Origin of the sequence: Streptomyces sp. CA2R106 (assembly GCF_037034245.1) — a bacterium.
In the GTDB taxonomy this organism is placed as follows: Bacteria; Actinomycetota; Actinomycetes; order Streptomycetales; family Streptomycetaceae; genus Actinacidiphila.
The window spans coordinates 47621-74471 of record NZ_JBAGKC010000007.1 but is presented as its reverse complement, the minus strand read 5'-3'; the positions used below and the strand labels follow the sequence as shown (position 1 = coordinate 74471).

General features: G+C 73.9%; 26 protein-coding genes and 1 riboswitch. Of the genes, 16 read left to right on the top strand and 10 right to left on the bottom strand.

All coding sequences use genetic code 11. The annotated features are described in order from the left end of the window. Window positions 1–40 precede the first annotated feature (40 nt). Both WA788_RS12855 and WA788_RS12850 read right to left on the bottom strand, forming a co-directional pair. A complete protein-coding gene (locus tag WA788_RS12855) occupies window positions 41–961 on the bottom strand; it encodes a carbohydrate ABC transporter permease (protein ID WP_435135920.1) in 921 nt (306 codons plus the stop codon). Window positions 962–1059: 98 nt separating this feature from the next. Further along, window positions 1060–2403 carry an ABC transporter substrate-binding protein gene (locus tag WA788_RS12850; protein ID WP_335976452.1) on the bottom strand — a complete coding sequence of 448 codons (1344 nt, stop codon included), beginning with the start codon at window positions 2401–2403 and terminating at the stop codon, window positions 1060–1062. A gap of 562 nt (window positions 2404–2965) precedes the next feature. On the opposite strand from WA788_RS12850, the gene WA788_RS12845 reads away from it, so the two are divergent. The 6 genes from WA788_RS12845 (at window position 2966) to WA788_RS12820 (ending at window position 9508) form a co-directional block, all read left to right on the top strand. Next, window positions 2966–3967 carry a beta-ketoacyl-ACP synthase III gene (locus tag WA788_RS12845; RefSeq protein ID WP_335976449.1) on the top strand — a complete coding sequence of 334 codons (1002 nt, stop codon included), beginning with the start codon at window positions 2966–2968 and terminating at the stop codon, window positions 3965–3967. A gap of 369 nt (window positions 3968–4336) precedes the next feature. Beyond that, window positions 4337–5611, top strand: a complete 1275-nt coding sequence (locus tag WA788_RS12840) for a phosphodiester glycosidase family protein (protein WP_335976445.1) — start codon at window positions 4337–4339, stop codon at window positions 5609–5611. A 431-nt stretch (window positions 5612–6042) separates the two neighbouring features. Beyond that, window positions 6043–6441, top strand: coding sequence for an RNA-binding S4 domain-containing protein (locus WA788_RS12835; RefSeq protein WP_335976442.1), 399 nt, complete (start codon window positions 6043–6045; stop codon window positions 6439–6441). Between the two features lie 149 nt (window positions 6442–6590). Beyond that, window positions 6591–7778, top strand: a complete 1188-nt coding sequence (locus tag WA788_RS12830; protein WP_335976441.1) for a thiolase family protein — start codon at window positions 6591–6593, stop codon at window positions 7776–7778. 144 nt (window positions 7779–7922) lie between these two features. Then, window positions 7923–8804, top strand: a complete 882-nt coding sequence (locus WA788_RS12825; RefSeq protein ID WP_435136593.1) for a metallophosphoesterase family protein — start codon at window positions 7923–7925, stop codon at window positions 8802–8804. Further along, window positions 8801–9508, top strand: a complete 708-nt coding sequence (locus WA788_RS12820; protein ID WP_335976436.1) for a 4'-phosphopantetheinyl transferase family protein — start codon at window positions 8801–8803, stop codon at window positions 9506–9508. Before WA788_RS12825 ends, WA788_RS12820 begins: the two co-directional genes overlap by 4 nt. A 96-nt stretch (window positions 9509–9604) precedes the next feature. On the opposite strand, the gene WA788_RS12815 is transcribed toward WA788_RS12820, so the two are convergent. Beyond that, window positions 9605–10654, bottom strand: a complete 1050-nt coding sequence (locus WA788_RS12815; protein ID WP_335976433.1) for a LacI family DNA-binding transcriptional regulator — start codon at window positions 10652–10654, stop codon at window positions 9605–9607. Between WA788_RS12815 and WA788_RS12810 the strand changes: the two genes are divergently transcribed. From WA788_RS12810 to WA788_RS12800, 3 genes are all read left to right on the top strand, one after another. Further along, entirely contained in the window at window positions 10551–12068 is a 1518-nt protein-coding gene (locus WA788_RS12810; protein WP_335976430.1) for an alpha-L-fucosidase, read from the top strand. The two genes, WA788_RS12815 and WA788_RS12810, sit on opposite strands and share 104 nt — an antisense overlap. 133 nt (window positions 12069–12201) lie before the next feature. Next, entirely contained in the window at window positions 12202–12699 is a 498-nt protein-coding gene (locus tag WA788_RS12805) for a MarR family winged helix-turn-helix transcriptional regulator (RefSeq protein WP_335976427.1), read from the top strand. A gap of 62 nt (window positions 12700–12761) precedes the next feature. Further along, a complete protein-coding gene (locus tag WA788_RS12800) occupies window positions 12762–13301 on the top strand; it encodes a hypothetical protein (protein ID WP_335976425.1) in 540 nt (179 codons plus the stop codon). 22 nt (window positions 13302–13323) lie between these two features. Here WA788_RS12800 and WA788_RS12795 read toward each other — a convergent pair whose 3' ends face one another. After that, window positions 13324–14211 (bottom strand): aldo/keto reductase family oxidoreductase, encoded by an 888-nt coding sequence (locus WA788_RS12795; RefSeq protein ID WP_335976424.1) that lies wholly within the window; start codon window positions 14209–14211, stop codon window positions 13324–13326. Window positions 14212–14344: 133 nt separating this feature from the next. Here WA788_RS12795 and WA788_RS12790 point away from each other — a divergent pair, with 133 nt between their 5' ends. Continuing rightward, a complete protein-coding gene (locus tag WA788_RS12790; protein ID WP_335976420.1) occupies window positions 14345–14761 on the top strand; it encodes a winged helix-turn-helix transcriptional regulator in 417 nt (138 codons plus the stop codon). 73 nt (window positions 14762–14834) lie between these two features. On the opposite strand, the gene WA788_RS12785 is transcribed toward WA788_RS12790, so the two are convergent. The 5 genes from WA788_RS12785 to WA788_RS12765 form a co-directional block, all read right to left on the bottom strand. Next, window positions 14835–15641: a DUF6227 family protein gene (locus tag WA788_RS12785; RefSeq protein ID WP_335976418.1), complete on the bottom strand. Its 807-nt coding sequence runs from the start codon at window positions 15639–15641 to the stop codon at window positions 14835–14837. 143 nt (window positions 15642–15784) lie between these two features. Next, entirely contained in the window at window positions 15785–16453 is a 669-nt protein-coding gene (locus WA788_RS12780; RefSeq protein WP_335976415.1) for a ThuA domain-containing protein, read from the bottom strand. Then, window positions 16450–16689, bottom strand: a complete 240-nt coding sequence (locus tag WA788_RS12775; RefSeq protein ID WP_335976412.1) for a hypothetical protein — start codon at window positions 16687–16689, stop codon at window positions 16450–16452. Before WA788_RS12775 ends, WA788_RS12780 begins: the two co-directional genes overlap by 4 nt. After that, entirely contained in the window at window positions 16686–17882 is a 1197-nt protein-coding gene (locus tag WA788_RS12770) for an AraC family transcriptional regulator ligand-binding domain-containing protein (protein WP_335976408.1), read from the bottom strand. The genes WA788_RS12775 and WA788_RS12770 overlap by 4 nt, the downstream gene beginning before the upstream one ends. A 269-nt stretch (window positions 17883–18151) precedes the next feature. Continuing rightward, window positions 18152–18946 (bottom strand): TetR family transcriptional regulator, encoded by a 795-nt coding sequence (locus WA788_RS12765; protein ID WP_335976406.1) that lies wholly within the window; start codon window positions 18944–18946, stop codon window positions 18152–18154. 104 nt (window positions 18947–19050) lie between these two features. On the opposite strand from WA788_RS12765, the gene WA788_RS12760 reads away from it, so the two are divergent. Together WA788_RS12760 and WA788_RS12755 are read left to right on the top strand one after the other, a co-directional pair. Further along, complete coding sequence (locus tag WA788_RS12760; RefSeq protein ID WP_200823366.1) at window positions 19051–19203, top strand: hypothetical protein; 153 nt, start codon at window positions 19051–19053, stop codon at window positions 19201–19203. Between the two features lie 143 nt (window positions 19204–19346). Next, window positions 19347–19562: a DUF4190 domain-containing protein gene (locus WA788_RS12755; RefSeq protein ID WP_335976915.1), complete on the top strand. Its 216-nt coding sequence runs from the start codon at window positions 19347–19349 to the stop codon at window positions 19560–19562. A gap of 91 nt (window positions 19563–19653) precedes the next feature. On the opposite strand, the gene WA788_RS12750 is transcribed toward WA788_RS12755, so the two are convergent. Then, window positions 19654–21129, bottom strand: a complete 1476-nt coding sequence (locus WA788_RS12750) for a glycine hydroxymethyltransferase (RefSeq protein ID WP_335976398.1) — start codon at window positions 21127–21129, stop codon at window positions 19654–19656. A gap of 27 nt (window positions 21130–21156) precedes the next feature. Continuing rightward, window positions 21157–21247, bottom strand: a riboswitch (ZMP/ZTP riboswitch). A 129-nt stretch (window positions 21248–21376) separates the two neighbouring features. Here WA788_RS12750 and WA788_RS12745 point away from each other — a divergent pair. The 4 genes from WA788_RS12745 (at window position 21377) to WA788_RS12730 (ending at window position 26810) form a co-directional block, all read left to right on the top strand. Then, window positions 21377–22387 carry an enoyl-CoA hydratase/isomerase family protein gene (locus WA788_RS12745; RefSeq protein ID WP_335976396.1) on the top strand — a complete coding sequence of 337 codons (1011 nt, stop codon included), beginning with the start codon at window positions 21377–21379 and terminating at the stop codon, window positions 22385–22387. Between the two features lie 140 nt (window positions 22388–22527). Next, a complete protein-coding gene (locus WA788_RS12740) occupies window positions 22528–23268 on the top strand; it encodes a class I SAM-dependent methyltransferase (protein WP_335976392.1) in 741 nt (246 codons plus the stop codon). Between the two features lie 247 nt (window positions 23269–23515). Then, window positions 23516–24586, top strand: a complete 1071-nt coding sequence (locus WA788_RS12735) for a LacI family DNA-binding transcriptional regulator (protein WP_335976389.1) — start codon at window positions 23516–23518, stop codon at window positions 24584–24586. A 316-nt stretch (window positions 24587–24902) separates the two neighbouring features. After that, window positions 24903–26810, top strand: a complete 1908-nt coding sequence (locus tag WA788_RS12730; RefSeq protein ID WP_443034020.1) for a ricin-type beta-trefoil lectin domain protein — start codon at window positions 24903–24905, stop codon at window positions 26808–26810. Window positions 26811–26851: the final 41 nt, after the last annotated feature.

Here is a 26851-nt window from a genome sequence, read left to right as displayed (position 1 = left end):
CGCGGCTCCTTCGCCTGCGGCCGGGTAAGGGTCTCGGAGCTCACGGGGTGTCCTCCCGGCGGAACGCTTGATATAGGAAGATCGTGATCGGCACCAGGGAGATCACCAGGAGCACCACGCCGAGCGCGGAGCCGAAGCCGACCCGCTGCGTCTCGCCCACGATGTTCGAGGTCACCAGCACCGACAGCAGTTCAAGGCCGTTGATGCCCTTGTTGGTGATGTAGACGAGGTCGAAGGCGCGCAGGCTCTCGATGACGGTGACCACCATGATGACGATGTTGATCGGCTTCATCACGGGGAAGATCACCCGCCAGAAGGTCTGCCAGGGGTTGGCGCCGTCCATCAGCGCCGCCTCGCGCAGCGTCGGGTCGACGGCCTTGAGCCCGGCCAGGTAGAGGATCATCACGTACCCGGCCTGCCGCCAGGTCGCCTCCAGCAGCACCGCCCACAGGTTCAGGTGCGGATTGCCCAGCCAGTCGATCGCGTTGCTGTCGCCGTTTCTGCCGATCACCGTGTTGATCAGGCCGTAGTTCTGGGAGTAGACGAACTCCCAGATGATGCCGATCAGCGCCAGCGACAGCATCACGGGCAGGAAGAGCAGGCTCTGGTAGATCCGGGTGCCGCGCAGACCGCGGTCGAGCAGCACCGCGAAGAGCATGCCCAGCGGGGTGGCGATCACCACGAAGACCGCCAGCCACAGCAGGTTGTGCCGGACCGCGGGCCAGAACTCGGGGTAGATGGTGGCGGCCTGGTGGTAGTTCTGCACGCCGTACCAGCAGCCGTTGTTGAGGATCGACGGCATGTTCGGCTGGCAGGTCTTCTCGTGCAGGCTGCCCACGCCGTTCCACTTGGTGAACGACAGCAGCACCGTGCCGATCGCCGGGAACCAGACGAAGGCCAGGTCGAGCAGGAGGGGTATGCCGAGCAGTACCGCGACCACGACCCGGTCGCGGACGGTCATCGTGCGCAACCGCCGGCGGCGGCGCCGGGCCGGGGACGTGGAGTCCGCGGGCTTGTCCGACACCGCCGCCGGGGTACGCCCCTGGGACGTAGCGCTCATCAGGAGTAGATCGCCTTCGCCTGCTTCTCCGCGCTCTGCTGGAGCTTGGTGATGTTGGACGTGCTCGGGTCGTCGATGAACTTCTGGCAGATCGCGATCATCGCGTTGGCCATGGCCGGGTCCGAGTCGCGGTCCATGAACTGCGCGACCGCCTTGCACTTGGCGATCTCCTGCACCGACTTCTTCTGGATCGCGTCGTAGGTCGGCACCTGGAGGCCCGTGACCAGGCCGACGTCCCACTGGTCGGTCTTGAGGTACGTCGACTCGGCCGCGCCGGTGCCGATGTACTCCAGGATCGCCTTGGCGGCGTCGGAGTTCTTCGCCTTCTTGCTGAGCATGAACCCGTCGGTGGGCGCGTCCATGTAGTCCTGGCCCCACTGCGGGTTGATCGCCGGGAAGGTGAAGAAGTCCAGGTCGGCGAGGTCGGCCTTGTCCGCGACGTACTGCGCGGCGACCTGGTTGGTGCCCTGGAACATCATGCCGGCCTTCTTCTCCTCCAGCGTCTTCGCGGCGTCCTGCCACAGCCGGCCGTTGGCGCCGGTCTGGGTGTAGGGCAGGATCTCGGCCCAGTGCTGGAAGACGGTGTGCACACCCTGGTCGGTCCACGGGATCTTGTGGGTCATCAACTTGGTGTGGTAGTCGTACCCGTTGATCCGCATGTTGAGGATGTCGAAGGTGCCGAGCGCCGGCCAGCCGTCCTTGTCGGCGAAGGCGATCGGGACCAGGCCGTCCTTCTTCATCTGCTTCGCCAGCGCGACGTACTCGTCCCAGGTGGTGGGGATCGTGTAGTGGCGCTTGGCGAACTCGCTCTTGTTGTAGAAGACCACCCACGGGTAGTTGTAGATCGGCACCAGATACTGGTGGCCGTCGAGCCCGGTGGAGAGCTTTTTCGCCGCGGCGCTGAAGTTGCCGCCTATCTTCTCCCACACGTCGTCGAGCGGTTCGGCCAGGCCCTGCGCGGCGAAGTACTGCATGCGGTATCCGGCGAACCAGGTGAAAAGGTCGTCCGGGGTGCCTTGCAGGTAACTCGTGATGTTTGTCTGGAAAGTGTCGTGGTCGACCGTGTTGATTTTGACCTTCACCTTGGTCGCCGCGGTGGCCGCGGTGGTGAGGGCCGCGAACGCGGTCTTGACAGCCGGGTCGGAGTAGTTCGACCCGAATGTCACCGTGCTGCCCGCAACGGGCTGCTTGCTCTCCGACTTCTTCTTGTCGGAACCCCCGCACGCCGCGAGCAGGCCGCCGCCCGCGGCGGTGAGGCCCGCGGCCCCGACGCCCCTGAGCAGATTCCTGCGGGTCGCGGACAGCGGGCTGCCCGTGCTGCCCGACGACTCGACCTCCGACATGGTGCCTCCATGTGTGTGTGGGCGTATCCGGTGTACCGCTGGCGAAATCCGGCGGGTGAGCCCTGACGCGGCGTCACTGTCCGTCGATCCGTTTCCAACAGAAGTCACCAAGATGAAACGCCATCGCAATCGCAGGGTAGTTCTACGCCACATGTAGAAGGGCGTCAACGCCTCCCCGGGGATGCGTTGCCGGACCGTGATGCGCACATGTTGTTTAATCGTGTTCGCTTCCGTGAACTCGATCAACTCGATTGCGCGGAACGGCGAATACCGCAGGTCCGCGGGTATGGCGCGCGGCCGTCGGCCGCGCGCCGGGGCCGGGGTGCGCGCCACTGCGCCCGTGGCCGGGAACCGTTCGCCCGCGCCGCGCGCGCCGGGCGCTTCGTTCCGCGGGGGCGGCAAGTCCCGTGGTCGGGCGGGGACGCCGTGGCCGAAGTGGTCCGGTGCCGGGGTGGCTGTGCGCCGGGGGGCGGCGCGCGCGGGAGAATCGTCGGGGCGCCCGTGGGGGCGCCGCGGCCGGGGGTGTGGACCTCCCGGCCGGTCGATGGCCTGAAAGGCTCCCATGAAAGCTGAGATCGCCGTGCCCATGGGGGCACCGCACAGCCGCATTCTCGGAGTGGGTGCGTACCGCCCGCGGCGGATCGTGGACAACGTGGAGGCGTGCCGCCACATCGACTCCTCCGACGAGTGGATTCGCGCCCGGACCGGCATCGTGACCCGGCGCTGGGCCGAGCCGGACGAGACGCTGGGCGTGATGGCCGAGGCGGCCGCCCTCAAGGCGATCGCCGCCGCGGGGATCACCCCGCACGACGTGACCTGCGTGATCGCCGCGACCTTCACGCACCTGCTCCAGACCCCGGCGATCGCCACCGAGATCGCCCACCGGGTGGGCGCCGACCTGGCCGCGGGCTTCGACATCTCCGCGGGCTGCGCCGGGTTCGTGCACGGTGTGGTGCTCGCCTCCGACGCGGTGCGGGCCCGGGGCGGCCACGTACTGGTGGTCGGGGTGGAAAGGATGTCGGACATCATAGATCTGACGGACCGTTCGACCGCCTTCATCTTCGGCGACGGCGCCGGCGCGGTCGTGGTGGGCCCCTCGCAGACCCCCGGCATCGGCCCGGCGGTGTGGGGCGCCGACGGCTCGCAGGCCGACGCGATCCGGCAGAGCGTGCCGTGGAACACCCTCAGGGACGACCCCGGCCACCCCTTCCCCGCCCTGCGCCAGGACGGCCAGCGGGTCTTCCGCTGGGCGGTGTACGAGATGGCGAAGGTGGCCACGCGGGCGGTCGAGGCCGCGGGCCTGCGGCCGGAGGACCTGGACGCCTTCATCCCGCACCAGGCCAACGAGCGGATCATCGACAGCATGACCAGGTCCATGGGGCTGCCGGCCCGGGTCGCCGTCGCCAAGGACATCGTCACCAGCGGCAACACCTCGGGGGCGTCGATCCCGATGGCGATGGACACGGTGCTGGCCGCCGGCGACGTCTCCTCCGGGGACACCGCGCTGCTGCTCGGCTACGGCGCCGGCCTGTCGTACGCGGCGGTGGTGGCGACGCTGCCGTAGCGGCGTCAAGAGGGCCGTACCGGCCAGTGCGCGGCCGGGTGCGACAGCACGAGGAGGCGGTGATCCGCAGACCACCGCCTCCTCGTGTGGCACCCCGCCTGGGCGAAATGCGCTGCCTACGGCCGTGTCAGGGCGGCCGCGAGCCGCAGGGGCATCCTCTCAGAGCACCCGGCTCCTCCGAAAGGATTCGGCCACTTCCGTCACTGCCGGCCCCGCGGCGGCGCCCGGTTGGGCACCGTTTCGGCGGGTGCGCGGGGACGGGTGCGGCGGCCGGGTGTTTCCCGGCGTTCGCGTGATAGGACCACCGCCTTTCCGGTCAATACGTAGGAAAAGCGTATTAACGTGCGCGCGGCACGCGGAGGGAGCGGTATGACGATCGCGGAACAGCAGCCCGGCGGTGACACCGTCGACCCGCCGGGTGGCGGAGGCGGAGGCGGACGCGGACGCGGACCGCGCAGGCGGCTGCTGCCCTGGAAGCACCGCCGCGACCTGACCCCCGGTCAGCTGCGCCGCCGCCGCATGGTGACCCGCGGCGCGCTCGGCGTGTGCGTGGTGTGCGTCGGCACCGTCGGCTGGTCGGTCGGCAAGGCGCTCACCTACCCCGGCAAGGACAGCACCCAGGCCCGGCTGGCGGAGTGGGCCCGCGACCACGAACTCGGCTTCGTCGTCGACAAGCTGGAGAACGTCCAGTACCGGATGCACCCGCCGAAGGTCGGCGGCACCCTGTCCGCCGACGCGCTGGCCCGGATGAAGGCCACCGCGGGCGCCGCCGCGGCCCCCGCCCCCGGCGCCCACGCCGCCGCCCCGGCCCAGCCCCTCATCCCCATGCGCGCGGCCATGACGCCGCCGGTCAGCCCGGCGCTGCCCGGCGAGGGCGTCTACCGCACCCTCAGCAGCGCCCACGGCGAACCGATCGTCCAGGGCACCTATGTCCGCCCCGATGAGGAGCACACCTCCTACGAGGCGGCCGTCGCCTGGATCAGCGGCAAGCACGCCCGCTTCCAGCTCCACCCCGGCTTCATGGAGCCCGGCGGCACCTTCGACGTGCCGCCCACCATCCCCAAGGGCAGCCGCACCGGCCTGGTCGCCACCTGGAACGGCGGCTTCCGCATCACCGACGGCGGCTCCCGCGGCGGCTTCTACCTCGACGGCAGGACCGACGGCGAACTGCGCGACGGCGCCGCCTCGGAGGTCTTCTACAAGGACGGCTCCATCAAGGTCGGCGTCTGGGGCCGCGACGTGCGGATGACCCCCGACGTCGTCGGCGTCCGCCAGTGCCTGGAGCTGATGGTCGACGACGGCAAGGTGGTGCCCGACATCGACGACGGGTCCAAGTGGGGCGTCGCCGACCAGGGCGGCATGTTCGTCCCCCGCTCCGGGGTCGGCGTCACCGCCCAGGGCGACATCATCATGGTCGTCGGGCAGGCGCTGTCCGCGCAGAGCCTCGCCGGCCTGATGCAGCGCGCCGGCGCGGTCCGCGCCATGCCGCTGGACATGAACCGCGCCTGGCCGTCCTTCATGTCCTACGACAGCAGCCGCGACCCGTCCAACCCCAAGCCCACGAACATCCTCGACTTCGAGGACCCGCCGGACCGCTACTACGTCCAGGCCACGCGGGACTTCGTGGCGGTGTACGCGCGCTGAGCGCGCGGCACCGGGCCCGCGCGGTGGGCGGCCCCGCGGACCCGCGAGGCCGCCCACCGGTGCGCCGCTCGGCGGCCAGGTCCTCGCGATCGCGCCGGGCGCCGCGCGCAGGTCGTCCACCGCTCGTCCAGCCGGCACGTCCACAACCCGGGTGAGCGCCGCCGCCTCGCGCTCACCGGCCGCCGTCGTGGACACGTACGTCCCGGCCGGCGCCGGCCACCCGTCGGCCGCGGCCTGTTCGAACGCCGGCCGCGGCACCTCGGTGGGGCAGCCGCCCGTGCCTGCCCCACCGAAGGCGCATCCAGCGCCCGCGCCGCCCGCCCGCGCCCGCCCCGCCTGTTTCCGGCCGGACCGCGCCCACCTGGCGCGACGCCGTCACCCGTCCGGCCGAACCCCGGAAAAGCGGTGGCCGCCCGCCGTAGGCTTCCCCCATGGCGGCAGAACACGAGCACCCCGGCGGCAGCGTCCGCGTCGACTCCTGGATCTGGTGCGTACGGCTGACCAAGAGCAGGTCGCAGGCGGCGACCGCCTGCCGCGCCGGGCACGTGAAGGTCAACGGCGAGCGGGTCAAGCCCGCGCAGGCGGTGAAGGTCGGCGACGAGGTACGGCTGCTGCACGCCGGGCGCGAGCGCGTGGTTGTCGTGTCCCGGCTGCTCGCCAAGCGGGTCGGCGCCCCGGTCGCCGCGGAGGCGTATGTCGACAACAGCCCGCCCCCGCCGCCGCGCACCGACGCCCTCGCGATGGGGGTGCGCGACCGCGGTGCCGGCCGCCCCACCAAGCGCGACCGCCGCGAACTGGAGCGGCTGCACGGCCGCCGCGAGCGCGGCTGACACCCGGCGGCCGCCGGCGCGCAGGCGGGGCGCGGCGGGAACCTGTCTCCGCCGGCCGGCCGGCCGCACGCGCGGCCCGGGACGGTGTACGCCGGGCCGGAACCGGCTTAAACTCTCGGTGCTAGTTTTCCGGTACCGAGGAGCCCGCGATGCGCCCAGTCCACTTCGCCGCCGCCCGCCGCACTCCGATCGGGCGCCTGCGCGGTGCACTGTCCACCGTCCGGCCCGACGACCTCGCGGCCACCGTCATCCGCGGCCTGCTCGACGGCGTCCCCGCCCTCGACCCGGCCCGGATCGACGACGTCTACTGGGGCGCCGCCAACCAGTCCGGCGAGGACAACCGCAACGTCGCCAGGATGGCCGTCCTGCTCGCCGGGCTGCCCGACAGCGTGCCCGGCGCGACCGTCAACCGGCTGTGCGCCTCCGGCATGGAGGCCGTCACCACCGCCGCCCGCACGATCGCCGCCGGCGAGGCCGACGTGGTGCTGGCCGGCGGCTCGGAGTCGATGAGCCGCGCCCCCTTCGTCATGGCCCGCCCCGACGAGGCCCTGCCGCGCGCCCTCCAGACCCACGACACCCGCCTCGGCTGGCGCCTGACCAACCCGCGGATGAGCGACCTGCACGGCGTGCTGTCCATGGGCGAGACCGCCGAGGAGGTCGCGGCGCGCCACGACATCAGCCGCGCCGACCAGGACGCCTTCGCGCTGCGCAGCCACCGCAACGCCGCGCGGGCCCGCAAGGACGGCCTCTTCGACGCCGAGATCCTGCCCGTCACCCGCCCCGACGGGGTGGTGGTCGCCGCCGACGAGAGCATCCGCGAGGACACCACCGCCGAACGCCTCGCCGCCCTCGCCCCCGTCTTCCGGGCCGGCGGCAGCGTCACCGCGGGCAACTCCTCGCCCATGAACGACGGCGCCGCCGCGCTCCTGCTGGTCAGCGAGGACGCGCTCGCCGACCTCGGCCTCGAGTCCCTGGGCCGCTACGCCGCGGGCGCCAGCGCGGGTGTGCACCCCGACGTCATGGGCATGGGCCCGGTCCCGGCCACCCGCCGCGCCCTGGCCCGGCTCGGCCGCGGTGTCGACTCCGTCCAGGAGGCCGAGTTCAACGAGGCGTTCGCCGCCCAGGCGCTCGCCTGCGTACGCGAACTCGGCATCGACCCCGACCTGGTCAACCCCACCGGCGGTGCCATCGCGCTCGGCCACCCACTCGGCTGCTCGGGCGCCCGTATCCTCACCACCCTGCTGCACCGGATGCGCCGCACCGGCGCGGCCCGCGGCCTGGCCACCATGTGCGTCGGGGTCGGGCAGGGCGCCGCGGTCCTGGTCGACCGGGCCTGAGCGCCGTACGGCTCCCGCCCCGCGCCCCACCGCGGGCGCCAATACCCGTACGCACCGGGCATCTTGGGACGGTTCCGCGGCCGCCGGGGCGCAAAACGCCGAGCCGACCGCGGAAGTCGTACCGCGGACGGGGAGGCGTCTGACATGATCGGAACCGTGCAGACATCGACCGCCGGCGCCCCGCAACTCCTCGCGATCAGCGACCTGCACGTCGGCTATGAGGCCAACCGCGACATCGTCGAGAAGATGCGGCCGGGCGGTGACGGCGACTGGCTGATCGTGGCCGGCGACGTCGGCGAGATCGCCGAGGACATCCTGTGGGCGCTGCGCACCCTCAAGGAGAACTTCGGCACCGTCATCTGGCTGCCCGGCAACCACGAGCTGTGGACGCACCCCAAGGACGCGCTGACGCTGCGCGGCGAGGCCCGCTACCGGTACCTGGTCGAGCAGATCCGCGGCCTGGGCGTCATCACCCCCGAGGACCCGTACCCGGTCTGGGAGGGCGTGAACGGCCCGGTCGCCGTCTGCCCGATGGCGCTGCTCTACGACTACACGTGGCGCGACGGCACCCCCGGCGCCACCACCAAGGCGCAGGCGCTGGAGCAGTCCGGCGAGTTGGGCGTCGTCTGCACCGACGAGATGCTGCTGCACCCCGACCCGCTGCCCGGCATCGACGACTGGTGCCGGGCCCGCGTCGCGCAGACCGCCGAGCGCCTGTCGGCCCTGGACCCCGAGCTGCCGACGGTGCTGGCCAACCACTGGCCGCTGCACCGCGAACCGACCCGCGTGCTGCGCTACCCGTCGTTCGCGCTGTGGTGCGGCACCGAGCTCACCGAGGACTGGCACCTGCGCTTCCGCGCCACCGAGGTCGTCTACGGCCATCTGCACATCCCGCGGATCATCCACCGCGACGGCGTCCGCTTCACCGAGGCGTCGCTCGGCTACCCGCGCGAGTGGGGTGCGCGGGCCGCCGGACCGCTCGGCCCGCGCCGCATCCTCGCCGGCCGGCCGGGGGCGGCGCGATGATCGAGCGCCTGGTCCCCGCCGCGGTCCGCACCCGCGTCGCCTACGGCGACGAGCTCGACCGGGTCCCGCTGCTGCCCGAGGAGGAGCCCGCCGTCGCCCGCGCGGTGCCCAAGCGCCGCGCCGAGCACGCCGCCGGGCGGGCCTGCGCGCGCGAGGCACTCGCCGCGCTCGGGGTGCCCGCGGGGCCCATCCCGCGTGACGACGCCGACCGCGGCGCCCCGGTCTGGCCGGCGGGCGTCGTCGGCAGCATCACGCACTGCGAGGGGTACCGGGCGGCGGCCGTGGCGCGCGCCGCCGACGTCCTCGCGCTGGGCATCGACGCCGAGCCGCACGGCCCGCTGCCCGACGGTGTGCTGGACGTCATCCACTCCACGCCCGAGGAGCGCGCGGCGCTGGCCGAACTGACCGGCAAGCGGCCCGAGATCCACTGGGGCCGGGTGCTGTTCAGCGCCAAGGAGACCGTCTACAAGGCGTGGTATCCCTACCACCACCGGATGCTCGGCTTCGAGGAGGCCGAACTCCTCCTGACCGAGGAGCCGTTGCTGTCCGGTCCGCCCCAAGGCACTTTCACCGCGCGGCTGCTGGTGCCCGGTCCGCTGCTGGCCGAGGGCGTCGGCCCGGACGTGTTCACCGGGCGCTGGATCGTCCACGAGGGCATCGTGGCCACGGTCATCGCGATCACCGCGGAGCCGGCCGGGAGTTGAGCCGCCCGGGTCGGTGTCGGTCGGGTCGGCGACGGTCGTCCTGCTCGGGCCGCTCCGCTCGGGCCGCCCGCCGCAACAGGCCCTGGGCGGACGGCGTCAGGCGGACCGGCGGCGGACGAGCGTCGTCCTGAAGATCACCGAACGCGTCTGCTGGGCACTGTCGTCGATGAGGGCGAGCAGCAGCCGGCCCATCTCCGCTGCCATGTCCTCCACCGGCTGCCGCACGGTGGTCAGCAGCGGCCGGGAGGCGGTCGCCGCGCTGCTGTCGTCGAAGCCGACCACGGCGATGTCCTCCGGCACCCGGCGGCCGAGGTCGCGCAGGGCGAGCAGCGCGCCCTGCGCCATCAGGTCGTTGGCGACGAACACCCCGTCGGTGTCCGGGTGTTCGGCCAGCAGCGCGCGCATCGCCGCCTCGCCGCTCTCCTGTGTGAAGTCGCCCTCGACGGCGGGCGGGCGCGGGTGGCCGTGGCCGGTCACCGCGGCGCGGAAGGCCGCGCGGCGGTCCCGTCCGGCGGGGGAGTCGTGCGGGCCGGCGATGGTGGCGAGGCGGGTGCGGCCGAGCGAGACGAGGTGGTCGACAGCCAGTTCGACACCCGCCTGCTGGGAGATGTCCACGAAGCTGATCGGCACCGGCTCCGCCGGGCGGCCGAAGAGCACCACCGGCAGCCCGGCTTCGGCCAGCAGGGCGGGCAGCGGGTCGGCGGGGGCGATCGAGACCAGCACCACGCCGTCGATGTGCTGCTGGCGCAGGGTGGCGACGAGTTCGCGCCGCGCCTGGTCGGAGTCGGCGAGCATCAGCACCGGGTGCATGTCGCGCGGCCGCAGCACCGTGAGCAGGCCGCCGACGATCCGGCCGAAGAACGCGTCGCTGAACACCCGTGACATGAAGGGGTCGTCGGCGCCGTGCCCGGGCACCGAGAAGACCAGTGCGACCGCGTCGGTGCGGCGGGTGACGAGCGTGCGGGCCGCCCGGTTCGGCACGTAGCCGGTGCGGGCCACCGCCTGCTGGACCACCTTCTGGATCTCCGGGTCGACGTTCCGCGTGCCGTTGACCACCCGGGAGACCGTCGCCCGCGAGACCCCGGCGGACCGTGCGACGTCTTCGAGTGTGGGCAGGTGCGGGCGACCCGGACGGCTGGTGGTCATACCTGCCTTTATACCACGGTCGGAGAGCGCTCTCCGATCTTGGGGCGGCCGGGGATTGATCGGCGGCGCGGGGCGACTTAAGGTCAAGCCGTCCGGTCATACCTCCGATGTATGGGAGTGGGTGCGGCTCATGCCCATGCAACCCTGGTTCTCCGACGCCAAGCTCGGCATCTTCGTGCACTACGGCGTCTACGCGGTCGACGGCGTCCCGGAGTCGTGGGCGTTCTACGACGGCAGGGTCAGCCGCGAGCAGTACTTCGGCCAGCTGGCCGGGTTCACCGCCGCCCGCTACGACCCCGACGCCTGGGCGCGGCTGTTCGCCCGGGCCGGCGCCCGCTACGCGGTGCTCACCGCCCGCCACCACGACGGCGTCGCCCTGTGGGACACCGCGCAGCAGGGCCTGTCCGTGGCCCGCGACACCCCTGCCGGGCGCGACCTGGTCGGCGGCTACGCCGACGCGCTGCGCGCGCACGGCCTGCGCGTCGGGCTGTACTACTCGCACTCCGACTGGTCCCACCCCGACTACGCGACTGTGCGCCACCCGTCGCCGGACGATGGCACGGCCGGCATCCCCGTCAACGACAGCCGGTTCAGCGCCCCGGAACCGGGCGCCGAGGACCCGGCCGCGTGGCGCCGCTACCTGGCCTACCGCGACGCGCAGGTGCGGGAGCTGACCACCCGCTACCGGCCCGACCTGCTGTGGTTCGACGGGGAGTGGGAGCGGTCCGTCGAGCAGTGGGGCATCGACGCGCTCGCCGACGACATCCTCGCGGTCACCCCGCAAGCCGTGCTCAACGCCCGCATGCTGCACCGCGGCGACTACGCCACACCCGAGCAGGGCGTCCCGCTCGTGGCACCGGACGGCCCCTGGGAGCTGTGCCTGACGGTCAACGACTCCTGGGGCTTCCAGCCGCAGGACCACCGGCACAAGTCGGTCGGCCAGCTCGTCCGCTACCTCGCCGAGACCGTCGGCGCCGGCGGCAACCTGCTGCTGGACGTCGGCCCGCGCGAGGACGGCACGATCACGCCCGAGCAGGCCGACCGCCTGGAGGGCCTGGGCGCCTGGACCGCCCGGCACGCGCCGGCGGTGTACGGCACCTCGGCCGGACTGCCGCCCGGCCACCACTACGGTCCCAGCACGCTGTCGGCCGACCGCCGCACCCTGTACCTGACCTGCTTCGACCCGCCGCGCGAGACGGTGTCGGTGCGCGGCCTGCGCAACGCCGTCCGGCGGGCCACGGTGCTCGGCACCGGCACGGAGGTCGGCCACCACGTCACCGGCGGGCTGCACGACGTGCCCGGCGTGCTGTGGATCGACGCCCCCGCGCCCCGCGACGTCGACCCGTACGCCACGGTGCTGGCGCTGGAGCTGGACGGCGAACTGGAGCTGTACCGGGGGACGGGCCGGGACTGAACGGGGGGTCGGCTGTCGGCACGGGCCGCAGACACAGGGGGCAGGGGCAGGGGCAGGCATCCGATGTCTGCCCGGGCTGCCGTACGGGCTCCCGGGTGACCGGCCGGAAGGCGGCCGGGGGATACTGGGCCCCATGGTGGCGCAACCCCCGAGCCGCAGCGCGGTGCACCCGGGCCCCGACGCGGACGAGCTGGCCCTGCTCACGCGGTGGCACGCCCTTCACACCGGGGTGCGGCGGCTCACCGACGGCATGCTCGCCGTCGTCGAGGCCGAGCAGGAACTGGCGCCCAGCTCCTTCCAGGCCCTGATGTTCCTGGCCGCCGCACCCGGGAGGGCCGCGCCGATGAACCAGCTCTCGGCCGCCCTCGGCTTCTCCACCGCGGGCACCACCAAGCTGGTGGACCGGCTCGAAGGCGCGGGGCTCGTCGAGCGCCGCCCCTGCGCCACCGACCGCCGGGTCGTCCACACCGCGCTGACCCCGGCCGGCGCCGGGTCCGTACGGGCCGCAGCAGTGTTGCTCGCGCGGACGCTGCGGGCCCGGGTGGTCGAGCCGCTCGGCGAGGACGCCTTCCGCTGCCTGGCCGACACCGTCGGCTCCCTCGACCCGTTCGGCCCGGTGCCGTGCTCCTGAGGCGGGGACGCGGCCGCAGGTCCGCGGCGCCGGGTGGCGGTGCCTTTGGCACAGTGGACGGCATGGATGACGAGGTCCCGTCGCCGCACGACCCGCACGTGCGGCACCTGCGCCAACTGTTCCTCGCCGTCGTCACGGGCAGCTTCCTCTTCCTCGTGCCGTGGATCGGCTACCTGTCGGCGAGCCTGCCCGACCACCACGAGGTCGACCAGTGGCGCTTCGCCTGGGTCGGCTTCGACTGCGCCCTGATCGTGGCGATCGGCATCACCGCGCTGTGCGCCTGGCGGCGGCTCCAGATCTTCATCCCGTGGGCGCTGGTCACCGCCGCCCTGCTGTGCTGCGACGCCTGGTTCGACATCGTGCTGGACTGGAACAGCGACGAGCTGGCCGGCGCGGTCGTCACCGCGGTGGTCGCCGAACTCCCGCTCGCCGCGCTGCTGGTGTACGTGGCCCGGAAGATGATCCGGCTGACCGTGCTCATCGCCTGGCGGCGGGCCGGCCGCACCGGCGCGCCGCCGCCGCTGTCCCGGCTGACCCTCATCAAGCTCGCCGACGGCGAAGGCGCCCCCGCTTGCGCCTGCCGGGAGCCGCACGGCCCGTAGGGCGCCTTCGCACCGCGCCGGGTCAGCCGGCGATGGCGTCCAGCGCGGCCAGGTCCTCGGCCGACAGCGGGAGGGCGGCGCCGGCGGCGTTCTCCCGCAGGTGGGCGGTGGAGGAGGTGCCGGGGATGAGCAGGATGTTCGGCGAGCGCTGCATCAGCCAGGCCAGCGCGACCGCCATCGGCGTCGCCCCGAGCCGGTCCGCGACGCGCGAGAGGGCCTCGGACTGGAGCGGCGCGAAGCCGCCCAGCGGGAAGAACGGCACGTAGGCGATGCCGTCGGCGGCCAGGTCGTCCACGAGGGCGTCGTCGTGGCGGTGGGCGAGGTTGTACATGTTCTGCACGCACACGACCGGGGCGATGCCGCGGGCCTCGGCGACCTGCTCCGCGGTGGCGTTGCTGACGCCGAGGTGGCGGATCAGCCCCTCGCGCCGCAGGTCGGCGAGGGTGCCGAACGCCTCGGCGATCGAGCCGGGCCGGGTGCCCATGGCGTCGCCCATCCGCATGTTGACCAGGTCGAGGGCCTCGACGCCGAGGGAGTCGAGGTTCTCGTGGACCTGCCTGCGCAGGTCCTCCGGGCGCCGGGCCGTGGGCCAGCCGCCCTGCGCGTCGCGGTTCGCCCCCACCTTCGTGGCGATGAGCAGCGAGTCGGGGTAGGGGTGCAGCGCCTCGCGGATCAGCGCGTTGGTGACCCCCGGACCGTAGGCGTTGCTGGTGTCGATGTGGGTGATGCCGAGGGCGACCGCCTCGCGCAGGACGGCCAGTGCGCCGTCGTGGTCCGCGGGCGGCCCCATGACTCCCGGGCCGGCCAGCTGCATCGCGCCGTATCCGAACCGGGTGACGGCCTTGTCGCCCAGCGGGAAAAGTCCGCCGGGAAGGGGTGTGGAGGGCGGGGGTGTGGAGGGCGTGCTCATCGCCGTGCCTTTCGCTTCGTGCCGTACGGGGGTGGTCTCTGAGGTCCCCTTGCACCATTCTTGGAGAGATGCTTCCTTTCGGGAAGGAGGCACTCTGAAGTGCGTAACGACCCGTGGGTGAGAGGTGGGACCGGTGGCGACCAGGGCGGAACGGAAGGCACAGGCCGCGGCGGAGTACAACGCGTTCCTCGCGGGGTGCCCCAGCCGCCAGCTGCTCGACCGGATCGCGGACAAGTGGGTGGTCCTGATCCTGTGCGCCCTGGGCGGCGGCGGGGACGGCGGCACCCCGCGGGCGATGCGCTACTCCGAGCTGGCACGGCAGTTGGCCGGCGTGAGCCAGAAGATGCTGACCCAGACCCTGCGCGCCCTCGAACGCGACGGCCTGCTCACCCGCACCGTGACCCCCACGGTGCCGGTCACGGTCACCTACGAGCTGACCGGCCTCGGCCTGTCGCTCCACCACCTGACCCGCGGGCTGCGGCAGTGGGCGCAGGGCAACATGGACCAGGTCCTCGCCCACCGGGAGCAGCACGACGCGGCGAACGCGTAGCAGGGCCGGCGGCCCGGTGCGGCCCGGGGGCGGCGGTCGGGTGGGACCAGGGCCCGGCGGAGCTCAGCGGGGCTCAGCCGGCCTCGATGCGGCGGACCGCCGTGTCCAGGGCGGCGTCGCGGGTGGCGTAGACCTCGCACACCGGGCTGCCGGTCGGGGTGCGGGTGTGGTCGATCTCCCACAGGCTCAGCTCGGTGCCGTCGGGCAGCAGGAAGGCGTGCTCGTACAGCGACCAGGTCACCGTGCGCCCGGCGACGTGCGTGCTGCGGCGGCCCACCATGCCGATGGTGTGGGCGACCGCCGCGTGCAGGCGGCCCTGGACGTCGGCGCCCGGCGGGTTCGCGTTGGCCGCGCGGCGCAGCAGGCGGCGGGCGTGCTCGGGCGAACCGGCCTCGGTGTACGCCCGGTTGCGGCCGCCCGCCGAGGGCAGCGGCTCGGCACCCGGCAGACCGGCCGACCCGGCGAGGTCCGCGAGGTCGGCCGGGCCGGGCCCGGTCCGCACGGGCAGCGGCGTCCCGAACGCGGTGTCGGCCTCCCACTCGGCGAGCGCCAGCTCGCCCCGGTCGGTGAAGACCGCGCGGGTCAGCTCCCCGCCGGGCCCGGTGTTGTGCTCCAGCTCCCACACCAGCCGCACCCCGCCGTCCGGCAGCAGGAAGCTGTGCCGGTAGGTGCGCCGGTCCATCGCCCGCGGCGGCCCGTTGGTGTGGCGGCAGGACTGGAGGCCGCAGTAGTGCATCAGCGCGCCGCGCACCTCGGCCAGCTGCCGCGCGGCCTGCGCGCCGTTGCGGGCGCGGCCCAGTAACCGCGCCAACTGCTCGGCGGGCCGCCCCCCGGACCGTACGACGTCCGGCTCGACCGCCCGTGCAGGTCCAGCGTCCATACGGCCCTCCCACTCCCCGGCGCCGCCACTCTCCTGCTGCCACTCAGCGTAGTAGCGCCGTCGCCCGAGGAGTATGCGGAAGGCCGGAATTACGGGCGTGTACGCTGCAACGCGCGCCCCCCCGCGGGCGATCGGGACGAGCCTCACTCCGCCGCCCCGGCGCACCATGCCAGCGCCCCGCCGAGGTGGCGGCGGAAGTCCGGGTCGGCGTAGGCGGACGGGAGGTGCCCGAGCGCGGTGTAGAACACCCGCCCGCCGCCCGCCCGGTGGCACCAGACCAGCGGGTGGTCCGTGCCCGTCCGGGTGCCGTCGTAGCTGCCCTCGTCCACGGAGGCCAGCACCCGCACCGCCCGTCCGGCCGGTCCGGCGCGGAAGTCGTACCACTCGTCGGTCCAGCGCCAGCGGGCCGGCAGGTGTGCGGTGGCGGGGTGGCCGCGGTCGTGGACGATGACGTCGGCGGGCTGGAGGGGCGGGTGCCCGGCGAAGCGCGCGCCGAGCAACTCGCCGTAGTACGGCCAGTCGTACTCCGCGCACGCCGCCGCGTGGACACCGAGGAAACCGCCCCCGCCGGTGACGTGGCCGCGCAGCGCCGCCCGGGCCCGGTCGTGCAGGACCTCGCCGGTGGGGGAGAGGAAGACCACGGCCGCGCAGCCGGCCAGCGCGGCCGGGCGCAGGTCGTCCGGGTCCTCGGTGTGGCGGGTGGACAGGCCCTGTGCGGCGGCGAGTTCGGCGAGTGCGGCGGCCCCGGCGCCGATCGACGCGTGGCGGTAGCCGGCGGTCGCGCTGAAGACCAGGACGGCGCCGCGGCTCACCGGTCGGCCCGCCGCCCGGACGGCTGGGGTCCTTCCGAGGATGGCGAGGGCGGGGGCGGGGTGACGGTGCCCGGGAAGGGAGTGCCGCAGCGGGCGCAGTCCGGGCCGGCCGTCTCGCGGAAGGCCCCGCACTCCTCGCACACCCGGTCCAGCCAGCACACCGGGTCGCCGCCCTCGCTGATCTCCCCGCCCCCGCCGCCCTTTTCGCCTTCGGCCCGCTCGGTCCCGTCGCTCACGCCGTGCCCGCCTCCTGCGCTCTGCCGGCCCGGCGGCCGGTCCCGGTCTCCTCGGTGCCGCCGCCGTCGCCCGCCGCGCGGCCCTCCCGCGCGTCCGCGTCCCAGCGGCTCATCGCCCGCCGCAGCGAGCGCGACTCGGCGAACCCCAGCCGCGCCGCGCGCTGCGCCGATCCCGCCTCCTCGTGCCGCAGCCACTGCTCACGCCGTACGGTGTCCAGTTCGGCCCGCCAGGTGGTGCCGAAGTCGCCGAGCCGCCGTTGCAGGGTGCGCGGGCTGATCGCCAGCCGCCGCGCCGCCTCCGCCAACGAGGGGCGCCCGTAGGGCAGTTGGGTGGCGATCAGCTCACGCAGCCCGGGAACGGGAGCGGCATCCGTCATCGCGGGCGCTGTCGTTGTCGCTGTCGTTGCCGCGGGCGCCTGCGGGGGCGGTGTGGCGGCGGCCGCGCGCAGCATGATCGCGGCCAGCGCCGGGTCGGCGGTGTCCAACGGCCGCTCCAGGTCCCGCCGGTGCAGCGTCAGCGCGTCGGCGTCCGCGCCGAACTCCAGCCGGGCGGCTCCGAACGACTCCCGGTACGGCGCCTGCCGCCGCGGCGCCCGGTGGGCGAACTCCAGCCGGACCGGGCCGAGTTCGCGCCCGGTCGCGTGCCGGAGCTGCGCGGTCAGCACCGCCATCGCGAACTCCGCGACCACCCAGCGCAGTTCGTCGTCGCCGCGCCGCACGCCGTAGCCGATGGTCACCTCGTCCCCGGACTCCTCGATGGTGAGCAGGGAGTTGCTGCTGATCAGGTGGATGTGGGCGGCCTCGCGGGCCAGGCCCTCGCCGACGGTCGGCGCGGAGGACATCAGGTAGTCGAACACGTCGAGCAGGCCGGGCCGGTAGCTTTCGGCGGCCAGCAGGCCGGCGTCGCGGCAGCCGGTGTGCGCGAGCACCGCGCCCCACAGCCGGTAGGTGTGCGCGGAGGGGGCGCGGGTGGTCTCCGGCGAGGACAGCAGGTGGGGCAGCCCCGCGGCGCGCGCGAGCTGTTCCGCCTCGCGCGGGCTCTTCGCGGCGGCGGTGGCGATCAGGCGGGTGACCACCACGGACTCGGTCTGCGGCGGGACCTGCGCGGCGCGGGCGGCGCCGCCGTCCGGGCCGGGCTGCTGGTGCGCGCGGGTGGACAGGTGGGGGTCGGCAGTGGGCGCTGCTGGCGGCATACCGGAACTCCGGCGGTCGGCGGTCGTCCTGGGTGGGGGCCCCGCGGCTGCCCGCCGGGGGACGTTCCAGCAGCCTACGCGTGATCTGGCGCGTTTCGACCACCGGCTGTCGCGTTCCGTCCTCCCGTACGGCGGTCGTCCGCCCCATGATCGGGGGGCGGCATCCCTGGGAGCCGCGGCGCACGAGAGGGGCGCGGGCCGGCGGGGGAGAGCCGGTGCGGAAGCGGGCCGAGGTCCGTACCGACTCCAAAAGGCCCAGTTCGCGCCCCTCACGTCCGCCCCGGCAGCCCCGGGCGGTCCCGTGCCGTCGACCGGTCTGTTCGTCCCGCCCGGTCTGCCCGGTCCGGCGCCGGGTCGAGCCAGTGCAGCCGGCCCACGCTGATGATTTGCATCCGCAGCCGGGCCGCGGCCATGATCCGCTCCCGCGCGGCCGCGTCGCCGGGCGGCGCCTCCAGCAGTTCGGCCGCGGTCGCCACCATGTGGTCGACGTGGAGCCCGGCGAGCACCCGCAGTTCGGCCCCCGACCAGCCGGCCGACGCGGGCTGCACGGCCAGCCCCGCCGCCACCTCGTCGGTGAACCGGTCGAGTTCGGCCGCGATCGCCTCCCGTACCGGCCGCACCCCGCCGTGCCGCTCGCGCGCGATGAAGCGGACGTGCGGGCGGTGCTCGTCGACGTACGCCGCCGTGAAGGTGACGCTCCGGTCGATCAGGGCGTCGGGCGCGCTGCCGTCGGCGCCGTCGGCGAGGGTCGCGCGGACCACCTCGTGCAGGCTGCCCAGCGCCTCGCCGACCAGGGCGACGCCGAGGCCGTCCATGTCCGGGAAGTGGCGGTAGAAGGCGGCGGGCGAGACACCGACCTCCCGGGTCAGCTCGCGCAGGCCCAGGCTGCTGAGGTTCTGGTGCTCCAGCAGGCGCAGGCCCGCGTCCAGCAGCGCCTGCCGGGTCTGCTGCTTCTGCGCCCGGCGGGTGCCCGGCCGGGGCTCCCCGGCGCCCGCCCCCGGCCCCGGTCCTGGCCCCGGCCCTGATCCTGGCTGCGGCCGCGGGCCGTCGGAAGTGTGACTCATGTCATTCAGTAAACAACCGTTCTCCGACTTTGGCCACCGTACACTGGAGAAGTCAGTGAACAACTGTCATCCGAAATCTCGAACTCGCTGGAGGTGCAGCAGACATGAGCCTCGTCGTCCTCCTGCTGGGGATGGGCATCCTGATGGGTGCCGCCGCCCACACCTCGCTCACGGTCTTCACCGTCCTCGCCGCCGCCATCGCGGCCTGGCTGCTCGGTTTCGCCGTCCGCGAGGGCATCGCCCGCCGCCACCGCTGAGCGGGCACCCGACCGACGCCCGGAAGAACCCACCGTTTTCCGAGAGGAACACCGTGAACACCGCAGCGCACCCCGTCAGTGCCGCCACCCCGGCCGCCCCCGCGACCCCGGCGGTCTCCCGCAACGTCCGCGACGCGGACGGCATGGCGGTCGCCTCCTTCCTGCTCGGCCTGCCCGGACTGCTCGTGCTCAACGTCGTGCTCGGCCCGGTCGCCGTCGTCCTCGCACTCGTCGCGTTCGCCCGCGGCACCCGCCGCCGCGGCCGCGCCGCCCTCGGCCTGGTGCTCGGCGTGGCGGACCTGGCCGTCATGGTCGCGGTCACCGTCGCCAACCACGGCGTCATCTGGTCCTTCACCTGAGCGGCCCGGCGCAGCGCCCCACACCGCGAACGGCCCGCCCCTCGTACGGATCGACGTACGAGGGGCGGGCCGTCCGGCGTCCCGGCGGGCGTCAGCTCAGGTCGATCCCCGGGTAGAGCGGGAAGCCCGCCAGCAGGTCCGAGGAGCGCGCCGCGACCTGCTCCGCGACGGCCGGGTCCAGCACGTAGTTCGCCTTCGAGGTGCCGCCCTTGGCTGCGGCCGCGGGTGTGGCGGCGGTCAGCACCGTGTCGATCAGGCCGGCGATCTCGTCCATCTCCGGCGCGCCCAGCCCCCGGGTGGTCAGCGCCGGGGTGCCGATCCGGATGCCGGAGGTGTACCAGGCGCCGTTCGGGTCCTGCGGCACCGAGTTGCGGTTGGTGACGATGCCCGCGTCCAGCAGCGCGGCCTCCGCCTGGCGGCCCGTCAGGCCGTAGGAGGAGACGTCGATCAGCGCGAGGTGGTTGTCGGTGCCGCCGGTGACCAGCGTCGCGCCGCGCCGCAGCAGGCCTTCCGCGAGGGAGCGGGCGTTGTCCACCACGGCGTGCGCGTACGTGCCGAACTCCGGCCGGGCCGCCTCCGCGAGCGCCACCGCCTTGGCCGCCATCACGTGCGGCAGCGGGCCGCCGAGCACCATCGGGCAGCCGCGGTCCACGTGCTCGGCGAGCGCGTCGTCGCACAGCACCATGCCGCCGCGCGGACCGCGCAGCGACTTGTGCGTGGTCGTGGTGACGATGTTCGCGTGCGGCACCGGGTCGAAGTCGCCGGTGAGCACCTTGCCCGCGACCAGCCCGGCGAAGTGCGCCATGTCCACCATCAGCGTCGCCCCGACCTCGTCGGCGATCTCGCGCATGATGCGGAAGTTGACCAGCCGCGGGTAGGCGGAGTAGCCCGCGACCAGGATCAGCGGCCGGAACTCGCGGGCGGCGGCGCGCAGCGCGTCGTAGTCCACCAGGCCGGTCGCCGGGTCGGTGCCGTAGCTGCGCTGCTCGAACATCTTGCCCGAGATGTTCGGCCGGAAGCCGTGCGTGAGGTGGCCGCCGGCGTCCAGCGACATCCCCAGCATCCGCTGGTTGCCGAAGTCGGCGCGCAGTTCGGCCCAGTCCGCCTCGGACAGGTCGTTGACCTGGCGGGCGCCGGCCTTCTCCAGCGCCGGGCGCTCCACCCGCTGCGAGAGCACCGCCCAGAACGCGACGAGGTTCGCGTCGATGCCGGAGTGCGGCTGCACATAGGCGTGCGCGGCGCCGAAGACGGTGCGGGCGTGCTCGGCGGCGAGCGACTCGACGGTGTCCACGTTGCGGCAGCCGGCGTAGAAGCGGCGGCCGACGGTGCCCTCCGCGTACTTGTCGCTGAACCAGTTGCCCATCGCCAGCAGCACCGCGGGAGAGGCGTAGTTCTCGCTCGCGATCAGCTTCAGCATCTCGCGCTGGTCGGCGACCTCGGCGGCGATCGCGTCGGCGACCCGCGGCTCGACGCTCCGCACGACCTCCAGCGCGCTGCGGAACGCGGTCGAGGCGACAGAGTCGCGCTGCGGGGAGGCGGAGTGGGAGGGGACGGACGGCTCGGCCATGGCGGGGTCCTCCGGAGGTTTCGGCAACGGGGTGGCCCAGGCGTACGGCACTTCGGTCCAGAACGAGCCGCTTCCCGATGGTTGCACCCATCCCAGCACGCCAGTCACGGCTCACCGGCAGCGTATCAAGGCGGAGGTCCGCCGCGTAGGGTCGGTCCGGGGCCGCCGCCGGGGCGGCCTCCTTACGGCGGGGGCCGGGCCGGCGCGGCGCGCCCCCGGTGCGGACGGCGAGCGGCGGGAGCGGCGGATGGGAACGGCACGGGCCTCGGCATCGGTACGGGGCGAGGTCACCGCCGCGGGCGCGGGCGTCATCGCACTGGACCGGCCCCGCGCGCTCAACGCGCTGGACCTGGACATGGTCCACGCGATCGGCGCGCTGCTGCGCGGCTGGCGGGAGGACCCGGCGGTACGCGCGGTGGTGGTGCGCAGCACCTCGCCCAAGGCGTTCTGCGCCGGCGGCGACATCGTGGCGATGCGCGCCGCGGGCATGGCCGGCGACGACGCGGCGGTCCGTGAGTACTTCAGCGCCGAGTACGCGCTCAACGCGCTGATCGCGCGCTACCCGAAGCCGTACACCGCGCTGGTCGACGGCTACGCGATGGGCGGGGGCCTGGGGATCTCGGTGCACGGCTCGGCGCTGGTCGCCACCGAGCGGGCGGTGCTGGCGATGCCGGAGACGGCGATCGGCTTCTTCCCGGACATCGGCGCCACCTACTTCCTGCCGCGGCTGCCCGGCGCGGTCGGCTGGTACCTCGGGCTGACCGGCGCGCGGCTGACCGGCGCCGCGGCCGTCGGGTGCGGCCTGGCCACGCACTACGTGCCCGCCGCCGAACTGCCCGCGCTTCAGGAGGCCCTGACCGGGCCGGACGGGGGCGCGCCGGACGCGGTGCTGGCGCGGTTCGCCGTGCCCGCCCCGCCCGCCGAACTCGCCGGGCGCGGCGCGGTGATCGAGCGCTGCTTCGGCGCGCCGGACCTGGACCGGGTGCGGGAGCGGCTGGCCGCGGCGGCCGCCGGTGGCGGCGCGGACGACCGCGCCTGGGCCGAGGACGCCCGCGCGCTGCTGGACCGGGCGAGCCCGATGAGCCTGGACCTGACCTTCCGGATGCTGCGCGAGGGAGAGGGCGCGAGCCTGGAGCAGTGCCTGGCGAACGAGTTGGAGAACGCCTGCCGCACCGCCCGGCAGCCCGACTTCCACGAGGGCGTGCGCGCGGCCCTGGTGGACCGGGACCGCACCCCGGTCTGGGCGCCCCGGCCGTAGCCGCGGCGTGAGCGTTCCGTTGTTCCGCCATATGAGACGTCGGTATCACCATGTGGGCGGATCGGCGTACGCTGGCACCCGACGGCACCGGACCGCCGCCGTCGGGCGGCCGGCGGTGGCCGCGGGACGATTGGAGCGCCATGCCGCGGGAATGGGACGCCAGGACGTACGACTCCCTGCCGCTGCCGCACCTCGGCTGGGGGCGGCGCACGCTAGGGCGGCTGCCCCTGCGCGGTGGCGAACGCGTGCTGGACGCGGGCTGCGGGACCGGGCGCGACACCGAGGGGCTGCTCGACCGGCTGCCGGACGGCCGCGTCGTCGCCGTGGACGGTTCCGCCCAAATGCTGGACAGGCTGCGGGAGCGGCTGGCCGGGCGGCTGGACCAGGTGGAGGTCGTGCTCGCCGACCTGACGAAGCCGCTGCCCTTCGAGGGCGAGGTCGACGCGGTCTTCAGCGTCGCCGCCTTCCACTGGATCGAGGACCACGCCGCGCTCTTCGCCGCGCTCGCCGAGCGGATGCGGCCCGGCGCCCGCCTGGTCAGCGACTGCGGCGGCCGCGGCAACATCGCGGCCATCAACGCCGCCGTCGCCGACGTCACCGGCACCCCCTCCGACACCTGGGAGTTCGCGGGCGTGGACGACACCCGCGAGCGGCTGGCCGCCGCCGGGTTCACCGACATCGACGTGCGGCTGCGGCCCGACCCGGCGGTGTTCGAGCGCGGCGAGCAGCTGGAGGCGTTCCTCGCCACCCTCATCCTCGGGCCGCGGCTGGACGCCATGGCCGAGGACGACCGTGAACCGTTCGTCAAGGCGGTCGCGGCGCGGCTGGCCGAACCCGTCGCGGACTACGTCCGGTTGGAGATCTCCGCGGTGCGCGGCTGAGGGGTGCTTCCTGGGCGGGCGGACGTCGGCGGGCCGGCGGTGGACCGGCGGCGCGGGGGTGGGGGTGGCGCGGCGGCAGGGGCGGCACGGGCGGCTCAACCGGTTGAGCCCGCGGCGCCCTGACGCGCCCCCACTTGCCGCCTGCGACAGCACCTGCGGACCGGTTCAGCGTTGTTAAGCTGGGTGGCCCGTCCGCCGCACCCGGCCCGCCCGCGGGCCCCGTACCGCCCGAGGCCGTATGCCCCCCGTGTCGTCGCCCGTGCCCCCCGCCTCGCCCCGCAAGCGCCCCACGATCGCCGACATCGCCGCGGCCGCGGGCGTCTCGAAGGGCGCGGTGTCCTACGCGCTCAACGACAAGCCCGGCGTGTCCGAGGGCACCCGCGCGCGGGTCCTGGAGATCGCCGCCCGGATGGGCTGGCACCCCAGCAGCGCCGCCCGCGCGCTGTCCGACGGCCGCTGCGGCGCGATCGGCCTGGTGGTGGACCGCCCGGCGTGGGTGCTGGGCATCGAACCGTTCTTCATGCGGCTGATCTCCGGGGTCGAGGCCGGGCTCGCGGCCACCGGCACCGCGCTGCTGCTCCAGGTCACCGAGGACGTCGGCGCGGAGGCGGCGGCGTACCGGCGCTGGTGGGGCGAGCGGCGGGTGGACGGGGTGCTCCTGGTGGACCTGCGCGAACCCGACCCGCGGCCTGGGCTGCTCGCCGAACTCGGCATGCCCGCCGTGGCGGTGGGGCACGCCGGGCGCCTGTCGGGGATGCCGTCGGTGTGGATCGACGACGCGGTCGCGGTCCGCGAGACCGTGGCCTACCTCGCAGCCCTCGGGCACCGCGAGGTCGCCCGGGTGGCCGGGCCGCCGCACTTCGTGCACACCCGCGAGCGCAGCGAGGCGTTCGAGGCCGCCGCCGAGGAGTTCGGGATCGGCGGGGTCACCTGCGTCTACACCGACTACACCGGCGAGGGCGGCGCCCGGGCGACCCGGCGGCTGCTGTCGGGCACCCGGCGGCCCACCGCCGTCGTCTACGACAACGACGTGATGGCCGTCGCCGCGCTCGGGGTGGCCCAGGAGATGGGGGTGCCGGTGCCGGGCGAACTGTCCCTCGTCGCCTGGGACGACAGCGAGCTGTGCCGGCTGGTGCACCCCGCGCTGACCGCCGTCAGCCGCCATGTGCCCCAGTACGGCCGCCAGGCCGCGGAGGTACTGCTCGCGCACATCCGGGGGGAGCAGGCTGCGGGCGCGGCCCCGTTGGAGCCGCCGGTGCTGGTGCCGCGCGGGAGCACCGCCCCGGCGCGGTCGGCGGGCGGCGCGGCATCGGCCTGAGCGGCACCGACCCGAGCGGCATCGACCCGAGCTGGCCAACGCCCTTTCGTTTCACGGTGTTTCACTGCGCCGATGCATGTGTGGGCCCTTGACGGCCCGGAAGGGCGCGAGTTAAATCACGTCGCGATAAAAGTCGTGAAACAAGTCCGGGAACAGCTGATGAGCGCAGGCGTGCGGGCCCCCTCGCCGCATGGCTGCCTCGCCCGGACCGCGGACGTACGGGCGTACGCCCCGCTCACGGCACCGCGCGCACGCCCGTACGCCCGCACGCCCCCCATGTCAGCCCATGCCACATTGCCGAGAAGGGCAACGAACCATGAGCGCAGCAACACGCCCCCGCGCGGGCGCAACCCGGATGCGGCGCACCCTCGTCGGGGTGGTGACGGCCGCCGCCGCGGCCGTCGCGCCGATGCTCGCCGCGCCCGCCACCGCGCACGCGGCCGGCGAGAGCGTCCAGGTCTACCTGACCACCACCAGCGACTCCGGTGGCCGGAACGTCACCAAGGGCCTGGAGCAGCAGGCCCCGCTGGCCTTCTCCGCCGGCACCGGCGGCTCCGGTCAGCAGGTCACGGTCGACGAGAACACGCAGTACCAGCAGTTCACCGGTGGCGGCGCGTCGTTCACCGACACCGCCGGCTACCTGCTGGGCTCCAGCGGCGCCCTGTCGGCCGCGACCCGCGACTCGGTCATGAAGAAGCTCTTCGACCCCGTCGACGGGATCGGCCTGGACTTCCTGCGCAACCCCATGGGCGCCTCCGACCTGGCCCGCAGCAGCTACACCTACGACGACATGCCGGCCGGCCAGACCGACCCGTCCCTCGCGCACTTCTCCATCGCCCACGACCAGACCGACATCCTGCCGCTGACCAAGCAGGCCGAGCAGATCAACCCGGACGTCACGGTGATGGCCACCCCGTGGACCCCGCCGCCGTGGATGAAGGACAACGACAGCTATGTGCAGGGGTGGCTCCAGGCGCAGTACTACGCCGCCTACGCGCAGTACTTCGTGAAGTACATCCAGGCGTACCAGGCCGCGGGCGTGCCGATCGACTATGTCTCGGTGCAGAACGAGCCGACCGTCGGCGGCGACTACCCCGGCGCGAACTGGAACGGCTCCGGGCTCGCCTACTTCACCAAGAACGACCTGCTCCCGGCGCTGCACACCGCGGGCCTGTCCACGAAGGTGCTCGCCCTGGACTGGAACCCCGACTCGTACGACAGCTACGCCGCGCCCACCGTCGACGACGCCGCGATCCGCGACGACCCCAACTTCGGCGGCATCGCCTGGCACGGATACGAGGGCAGCACCAGCGAGCAGACCACGATCCACGACAAGTACCCGGACGTGCCGGACTTCGACACCGAGCACTCCGGCGGCACCTGGATCGGCAACCAGCAGAAGGAGGACATGGAGAACCTGATCGACTACACCCGCAACTGGGGCCAGAGCTGGGTCAAGTGGAGCCTGGCGGTCGACCAGGACATGGGCCCGCACAACGGCGGCTGCGGCACCTGCACCGGCCTGGTCACCGTGCACAACGGCGACAGCCGCAGCGGGCAGGTCGACTACACCATCGAGTACTACACGATGGGCCAGCTGACGAAGTTCGTCCGGCCCGGCGCCCACCGGATCAGCTCCGACGACAACTCCACGATCCGCAACGTCGCCTGGCGGAACCCGGACGGCTCCAAGGCGCTGATCGCCTACAACGAGTCCTCCTCCGCCCAGCCGGTCACCGTCGACTGGGGCGGCGAGCACTTCACCTACACGATGCCCGCGGGCGCCTCAGCCACGTTCACCTGGTCCGGCACCCAGAGCAGCGGCGGCACCTCCTCCGGCCACACCGGCACCATCACCGGCTACGGCGGCAAGTGCGCCGACGTCGCCGGCGGCAACTCCGCCAACGGCACCGCGGTCCAGCTCTACGACTGCAACGGCACCCCCGCCCAGCAGTGGACCGCGAGCGGCAACACCCTCCAGGCGCTGGGCAAGTGCCTGGACGTCACCTCGGCCGGCACCGCCGACGGCACCCCGACGCAGCTGTACGACTGCAACGGCACCGCGGCCCAGCAGTGGACCCGCGGCCCGAACGGCGAACTGGTCAACACCGGTTCGGGCAAGTGCCTCGACGCCACCGGGCCGAGCTCGGCCAACGGCACCAGACTCCAGATCTGGAGCTGCACCGGGGCCGCCAATCAGCAGTGGACGGCGCCCGCCGCCTGATCCACTGCCCTGGGCGGCCGGGTGGCGGACCTCTCACCGCC